Annotated in this window: 8 protein-coding genes; 4 read left to right on the forward strand and 4 right to left on the reverse strand. The window is 43.1% G+C overall.

What is annotated here, in order from left to right:
* The first annotated feature begins 395 nt into the window (after positions 1 to 395).
* Positions 396 to 1,355, forward strand: a complete 960-nt coding sequence (gene hemC, locus IM485_RS05925; protein WP_104397745.1) for a hydroxymethylbilane synthase — start codon at positions 396 to 398, stop codon at positions 1,353 to 1,355.
* 18 nt (positions 1,356 to 1,373) lie between these two features.
* On the opposite strand, the gene IM485_RS05930 is transcribed toward hemC, so the two are convergent.
* The 4 genes from IM485_RS05930 to IM485_RS05945 all read right to left on the reverse strand — a co-directional run bounded on the left by IM485_RS05930 (position 1,374) and on the right by IM485_RS05945 (position 4,264).
* Positions 1,374 to 2,270, reverse strand: a complete 897-nt coding sequence (locus IM485_RS05930) for a sulfite exporter TauE/SafE family protein (RefSeq protein ID WP_104397746.1) — start codon at positions 2,268 to 2,270, stop codon at positions 1,374 to 1,376.
* Positions 2,271 to 2,471: 201 nt separating this feature from the next.
* Positions 2,472 to 3,017 carry a rhodanese-like domain-containing protein gene (locus IM485_RS05935; protein WP_104397747.1) on the reverse strand — a complete coding sequence of 182 codons (546 nt, stop codon included), beginning with the start codon at positions 3,015 to 3,017 and terminating at the stop codon, positions 2,472 to 2,474.
* A gap of 22 nt (positions 3,018 to 3,039) precedes the next feature.
* Positions 3,040 to 3,741: an MBL fold metallo-hydrolase gene (locus tag IM485_RS05940; protein WP_287741900.1), complete on the reverse strand. Its 702-nt coding sequence runs from the start codon at positions 3,739 to 3,741 to the stop codon at positions 3,040 to 3,042.
* A 211-nt stretch (positions 3,742 to 3,952) separates the two neighbouring features.
* Positions 3,953 to 4,264, reverse strand: a complete 312-nt coding sequence (locus IM485_RS05945; RefSeq protein ID WP_104397749.1) for a ferredoxin — start codon at positions 4,262 to 4,264, stop codon at positions 3,953 to 3,955.
* A gap of 1,266 nt (positions 4,265 to 5,530) precedes the next feature.
* Here IM485_RS05945 and ndhC point away from each other — a divergent pair.
* From ndhC to IM485_RS05960, 3 genes are read left to right on the forward strand one after another with little or no spacing between them, the layout of a single operon-like run.
* On the forward strand, positions 5,531 to 5,893 hold the full coding sequence (gene ndhC / locus IM485_RS05950; protein ID WP_002739390.1) for a photosynthetic/respiratory NAD(P)H-quinone oxidoreductase subunit C: 363 nt from the start codon (positions 5,531 to 5,533) through the stop codon (positions 5,891 to 5,893).
* Positions 5,894 to 5,940: 47 nt separating this feature from the next.
* A complete protein-coding gene (ndhK, locus tag IM485_RS05955; protein ID WP_002738790.1) occupies positions 5,941 to 6,684 on the forward strand; it encodes a photosynthetic/respiratory NAD(P)H-quinone oxidoreductase subunit K in 744 nt (247 codons plus the stop codon).
* On the forward strand, positions 6,685 to 7,188 hold the full coding sequence (locus tag IM485_RS05960) for an NAD(P)H-quinone oxidoreductase subunit J (RefSeq protein WP_002778330.1): 504 nt from the start codon (positions 6,685 to 6,687) through the stop codon (positions 7,186 to 7,188).
* Positions 7,189 to 7,493 lie beyond the last annotated feature (305 nt).

The following is a 7,493-nucleotide window of genomic DNA, read 5'->3' on the forward strand; positions in this document are numbered from 1 at the left end:
ACATAACTCTTTAATTCTTTTTTCCTTTTCTGATAACATTGAATTATTCCTACCATCTAGCTATATTCTGAATTGTAAGTTATAAATATTATAATCTCATTTCTCTTTGTGATCAAGTTGAAGATTTTCTAGTTTTTGACGGCTCTAAGCATTAATACTCATTGCATAAGTGAGATGCTCCCTACAAGACTACAAGACACAAGACCAGCAACCGAACCACTGACCTTAAAACTTTGACCCCTTTCTGAAAACCCCATCACCCTATTTGTCTAAAAATATTAAGAGATGTAACTATTTATGCCTAACCTAGAAAGTGATTACTCAACAGGGGGTGAGATCAGGATAGTCTAGATCGAGCAGTCAGATAGATGTTTACTTACATTCCTACTTCAGATATGTCCGTTTCTAGTCCTCCTCGTTCCCTGCGTATCGGTTCGCGTAAAAGTCAGTTAGCCCTAGTACAAACCTATTGGGTACAGGCAGAATTGAGTAAACACCACCCCCATCGACAGTTTGAGGTGGAGACGATGAGTACCCAAGGCGATAAAATTCTCGATGTGGCCCTGGCGAAAATCGGTGATAAGGGTTTATTTACCAAAGAATTAGAAGTGGGAATGTTGGATAGATCGATCGATCTTGCCGTCCATTCTCTCAAGGATCTGCCCACTAATTTACCCGAAGGCTTAATCTTGGGTTGCGTCACCGAAAGGGTTAATCCGGCCGATGCTTTGGTGGTAAATAGCCAAAATCAAGACTATCAATTAGACACTTTACCGGAAGGTGCAGTAGTGGGGACTTCTTCCCTGCGGCGATTGGCCCAGTTGCGTTATCATTATCCCCATCTGACTTTTAAAGATGTGCGCGGCAATGTCAACACCCGTCTGGCAAAACTGGACGCGGGAGAATACGACGCGATTATTCTGGCAGTAGCGGGACTAGAAAGGTTAGGATTAGGCGATCGAGTTCATCAGGTTATTCCGGCGGCAATTTCTCTCCATGCGGTGGGACAGGGGGCTTTAGGGATAGAATGCCGCGATGCTGATCTGGAGGTTTTGGAAGTCCTAAAAGTGTTGGAACACGCCCCTAGTCGCGATAGATGCTATGCTGAACGCGCTTTTTTACGCGAGTTGGAGGGGGGTTGTCAAGTTCCCATCGGAGTGAATACGGCGATCGAGCATGGTATCCTAACTTTAACGGGTATGGTGGCCAGTCTCGACGGTAAGCACCTGATTAAGGACTCGGTTAGCGGTGATCCTAGCCATGGGGAAGTCTTAGGACGAGATTTAGCCCATAAAGTGCGCGAAGCTGGTGCTGGAGAGATTTTAGCCGAGATTTTCGCTGAAGTGGGCCGATAATCAGTCATCGGTGATCGGTTATCCGTTATCAGTCTTAAGTAGGGTTGGCTGAATAAATCTAACCTTTTCCGCCGGGATGAGAGAATGGACTTTCGGAGTCAGGAAATTGTGCAGGATGTGACGATTTTGAATTAAAACTAAAGTTGCGATCGCTAAGAGAAAATAACCAAAACCTTTTTGTAACTGTTTTGCGGACACAAACTGTCCCAGATAGGAACCGATAAGAGTACCGAGAGCAGCCGCAAAAGCAAAGGATAGGGTTAACTGCCAATCGACGCTAATATGACCTAAATAGCCCAGTAATCCGGCTACAGAATTGAGGGAAATAATCAGCAGGGAAGTGGCGATCGCTTGAACCATGGGGATTTTGCCCAATAATACCAGCGCGGGAACGATAGCGAAGCCTCCCCCAACCCCAACTAATCCCGTCAGGACACCCACAGCGATTCCTTCGCTCATTAACCAGAGCCAGCAATATCGGCACACTGGTTGGGGGTAGAGAGTCAGATTTTTTTGCCGATCGCGGGCTTTATAATCAGGATTATCTATCTGTGTTGATCTACTAATCATAAAGGCTGCTGCTATTACCATTAGTATTGCAAACAGGAGCATCTGGAAGGTGGCAGTGACGAGGGGTAATGTGGCTAATCTTGCTCCCAAAAAAGTCCCTACCATCGTGGCAGAACCGAAGATAAAAGCGGTTTTTAAGTTAATGTTGCCTTTTTTCCAGTGGGGAATCGTGGCGAGTAAACTGACACTACCGATGACTAGAAGCGTCATAGCGATCGCCGATTTGGTCGGTACTCCCATCACATAGACTAGAATCGGTAATGCTAGTACAGAACCTCCTCCTCCCAGCAATCCCAGACTAATCCCCGTACAAACGGCTAATAAATGTCCAATTAACCAAGTCATTTCAGTTATCAGTGATCAGTGATCAGTTATCAGTTATCAGTTTCTGAAGGCAACAGGCCCCAAGTAAAGAATCTGACAATTCTCCTACCTAAAAAGAAGGCTAGAAACTAAGTACATCTTAGGTTTTAGATTCTTCTCTTGTTATCAGTTATCAGGAAATCATATTTTATTATTTACTGGTTACTGATTACTGATTACTGCTTACTGATGGGGTTGATTATAGGGAAGTTTAGCCAGAAGCATAGCTAAAGCACAGGTATTACTAATTCCCGCAAAAACTAGACCAGAACCGACAAAACCGCTTAAAATCAGGAACCAAGGCGAGAGAAAGGCTCCTAGTACTGTTCCGAGGACTACTAGGGAACCAGCAACGATCTGCACCTGACGAAATAGGCTAATTGGCGCATTTTGGTCTTTTTCAGTGGTATAACCCGCACTTTTCCAAGTATTTAAGCCGTTTTTAAGCTGGGCAACTTGGCTAAATCCTGCCGCAATCAGTTTTTGTGCCGCTACAGTGGATCTGCTGCCGGAATTACAATAGAGAACTAGGGTTTGATTGGGGTCAAAAGCGATCGAATTAGGGTTAAAACTGGAAAGTGGTACTAATTTGGCCCCTGGAATGCGATCGCTGGCGTACTCCCCCGGTTCTCGCACATCAATTAAGCAAACTTCTCCGCGCTCAATTAAGTTTTTTAAAGTATGGGCATCAAATTCTAGTAATTTTGCTTGATTTGTGGTACGGGTCATCGTTAATCTCCTGAATAGATTTTTAAGCTAAAACAACTCCTAAATTACCGCAGCCTTGGTTAGCGGGAACCGCCTCCATGATCTTTTTGGGATCTGGTAAATTAAGACTGTTCATAAACTCGATAAATTGTCTGCGGTTACGTCCGACAAAACGGGGATTGTATTGTTTTTCTTCGGCAATGGTAGAGACAGTTAAACCGCGATAGTCGTGGCCGGGATAAACTAGGGTACTATCGGGGAGACTGAAAAGTTTTTGCGTGACCGAATCAAAGAGAGTACCAGCATCGCCGCTTTGGAAGTCGGTACGACCACAACCCCGGATAAATAGGGCATCTCCTGTCAAAATATGACTGTTATTGACTAAATAGGCTAGATGACTATCGGTGTGGCCAGGAGTAGCGATCGCTTTGATGGTGATATTTCCTACTAACAATTCCTCTCCATCCGTCAGATGGCGATCAGCACAGGCTACTTGGGCATTTTCGGGAACTATACCCAGACAGCCTGTGATTTGCCTTAATTTTCCAGTTCCTGTGACGTGATCGGCGTGAATATGGGTTTCTAAACAATATTTTAGCGTTAATCCTAGCTCCCGTAATTGCCGATCATCCCTTTCCACCTGTTCCAGGACTGGATCCACCAATACCGCTTCCTTGCTGACGGGATCGGCAATCAAATAAGTATAAGTGCTGGTTTCGGGATCGAACATCTGACGGAATAGCATGATCTCTGACTCCTTTTGTATAACTTTATAACTATACTACCATATGATTATGAATTTGTAGGAAACCTCTAGCAGGATTAATTTTTTGGCTGTATCTCACTGTCGAGTCAAGAGGCAAAAATACAAATAAAGCGAGAACTGTCGCTCTTACAGTTCCCGCTCTATTATTGTTGTATTGTTGGAGTATCTAACCCCCAAATATTGAGTTAAATTAGTACAAATCTTCTTCTTTGTGGGTGATGATCACACAGTCAGAAGTCGGATAGGCCACACAGGTGAGGACAAAACGCGCTTTAATTTGATCGTCATCTAAGAAGGATTGATCGGATTGATCAACGCTACCAGATTCGATTTGACCAGCGCAACTAGAGCAAGCACCAGCACGGCAAGAAAAGGGTAAATCTAATCCTTCTGCTTCTGCTGCCTCGAGAATATATTCATTATCGGGAACATCAATTGTCTGGTCGCCACCTGGTGTTTTCAGTGTGACTTTATAAGTGGTTGTCTTTGTTTTCTTTGCCATAGGTTGTTCCTCAGTCTTAAAATCCCTTTTCTCGCCGTTTAAACTGAACGGGTCGAATGAGTTTCCTTTCTGATACTACGGGAAAATTTACCCGGCTCAACTTAGCATTAGTAATGACAGCCTTAAATAAACTTAAAATAATATTTACTTATCACTTTAGCAGATTAGCTGTTTAATTAAAAGTTGATACAATAGCCTAGTCTCCTAAAACAAAAGTCTGCATAGCCCATCCTTCCCTAATGCCTTAAAAAGGGTTGATTCGGGCAAATAGCGCAAAGAACGTCAGCAGAAAACTGATAACGCACCAAATCGAAGAAAATCTAGTAGAAACGATTTGGCTACAGTTAACAACTCTTTTGAGCAGATTTTATGGGATGGCGAAAAGTTTTCCTGTGGTTAAATGACTGTTCGAGTTTTTTGTAAATTTCAATTATTGAATTTTCCTAACCTTAAAAAATACGATACCTTTTCACATTTTATTTAGGGATGCTATAGCTAACAAAGTTAATCTGGCTGGGGATTGTAAATTGTACTCGTCACTATTTAAATTGTAATCCTCATTATCTAATCAGTCTTATTTGAAGACAAAAACAAGCCATTAAGAGATTTAGCAAAATTATAGCGAGTCATTTTTAGTAACTGCATAAGTAGTCGTGCAAAATTAATTTCTTGGTTAGGATAGGCAAAAGGCAAGAGGCAAAAGGCAAGAGGTGGTTAGATATATGTAATTAATTTTGCTTATAGCGGTAAGCGCTTGAGTGAGATACAGACCAAGCTTTGCCTAGCATGGTTTATAGCTCGTGACACTGTACCTCATACGACTGCACACCGCTATAGGTACTTAATGATATATTGTCTTAAGCGATCGCTGCTTTGAGCCTGTGCATTAACAAACAAACTATAATCCGGTGGACAGCATTTCTCATAATTTGAACTGCCTAGGAGAAATTTTAGTACAAATGCTCGAACTTACCACTCTGGTACTCATTGAGTAGTCAACAGCTGATCGCAGCCACTTTTTTTTTACCATATTTGGCTACAATTCTCTTCTCATAGGGATTGTAGGCTTCCTTGTCACCCCGTCAGAGTTAAGAGCAAAACAGAGACAGAAGCGAAGCTCAACCCGATGATTAGCTAATGGTATCGATAAACATCTTCAATGCTGCTTTTGAGAAGGAGACGGGTTGCTAAAGCCTCTATAATAAGTAGCCATAGAGATGCCGACAACTTCCCCTGTCGATAGCGAATAAGGAGAAAAAAAACCCAGTGTTTGTCCTCAAAGGTTACGAGTATTTTCTAGGATTTCTGCTCGCTTGCAGTTTAGTACCAATCCTATCCCTAACGGCCTCAAAAGTCCTGCGACCTAGTGGTGGGGGTCCGGAAAGACGCACCACCTATGAATCGGGGATGGAACCGATCGGCGGTGCTTGGATTCAGTTTAACATTCGTTATTATATGTTTGCCCTCGTTTTCGTGGTTTTTGACGTGGAAACCGTCTTTCTCTACCCTTGGGCAGTAGCTTTCAATCAATTAGGCCTATTAGCTTTTGTAGAAGCATTGATCTTTATTGCTATCCTTGTGGTTGCTCTCGTCTATGCTTGGCGGAAAGGAGCCTTAGAATGGTCATAACGGCCATAATTTTCCTTATTTTTGACTTTTCATGAGAGGATAACCCGATGAGTCCCAACCCTACCAGCGAATTTAAGCAAATTATCGAACAACAAAGCGAAAAAATCCTCAATCCCATCGAACGCACCAAAGTTACCCAGGATTTATCGGAAAATGTCATTCTCACTACCGTTGATGACCTGTATAACTGGGCGCGTTTGTCAAGTCTTTGGCCGATGCTATACGGTACAGCTTGCTGTTTTATCGAGTTCGCGGCCTTGATTGGTTCCCGTTTTGATTTTGATCGCTTTGGTTTAGTTCCCCGTTCTAGTCCCCGGCAAGCCGATTTAATCATCACTGCCGGTACAGTTACCATGAAAATGGCCCCCGCTTTGGTGCGTCTGTACGAAGAAATGCCAGAACCCAAATACGTTATCGCCATGGGTGCCTGTACGATTACGGGGGGAATGTTCAGCAGTGACTCCACCACCGCAGTCAGAGGGGTAGATAAACTTATCCCCGTCGATGTCTATATACCCGGTTGTCCCCCCCGTCCGGAAGCGATTATCGATGCAATTATTAAACTGCGGAAAAAAGTCGCTAACGAATCTATTCAAGAACGTGGGACTGTCCTCCAACAAACCAATCGTTATTACAGCACCACCCACAAAATGCAGGCCACGGAACCGATTCTTACGGGTAAATATCTACAATCGGCTACCCGTCAAGCACCTCCGAAAGAGTTACTAGAAGCCACTGGTATGCCGGTTCCTCCCGCTCTTTTGACCACGAAACAAAAGGAAGAAATCTAAATGACTGAAGAAACCACAGCTATTGTGCAAGCTGGCCCCACTTCGATTTGGTTAAGCGAAAATGGTTTTGATCATCAAGCTTTAGAAGCTGACCATAGTGGTGTGGAATTGATTAAAGTAGAACCAGACTTTTTAATTCCTCTGGCCACTGCTTTATTCGCTTATGGCTTTAATTATCTCCAATGTCAGGGCGCTTACGATTTGGGACCGGGTAAGGAATTAGTTAGTTTCTATCATCTGGTCAAAGTAACCGATAATGTCGATAGTCCCGTGGAAGTGCGCTTAAAAGTCTTTCTTCCTAGAGATAATCCCCGGGTTGCTTCGGTTTACTGGATTTGGAAAGCCGCTGACTGGCAAGAACGAGAAAGTTATGATATGTTCGGCATTATTTATGAAGGACATCCCCACCTGAAACGGATTTTAATGCCAGAAGATTGGGTCGGTTGGCCTCTACGCAAAGATTACGTTTCTCCCGAATTCTATGAACTACAGGACGCTTACTAAGTCGAGAATTTAATCACTAATTAGGTTATGAATCCTATGGGGTTGGAAGCTATTTCTAGCCCGATTTTTTTTGATACTAAATCCGCTGAGTATGGACTACATATAACTGGACTTCCCGGTTGACAAAAAGGCATAAGCTGTGCCGTAGAAGGGATTAAAAGAATTTCCAGTGCCCCGTTACTGGCTACAAATTAGGGAAACTCCCAATAAATCTAACGCTTTTTGTTGCAGTTGGGTCGGTCGAGTTATCTTAGAAAAACGATAACTTCCCTCCCTAATCGTACATTCCACTGTATTCAAGCAAA

Source organism: Microcystis sp. M169S2, assembly GCF_020245865.1.
Taxonomy (GTDB): Bacteria; Cyanobacteriota; Cyanobacteriia; order Cyanobacteriales; family Microcystaceae; genus Microcystis; species Microcystis ichthyoblabe_A.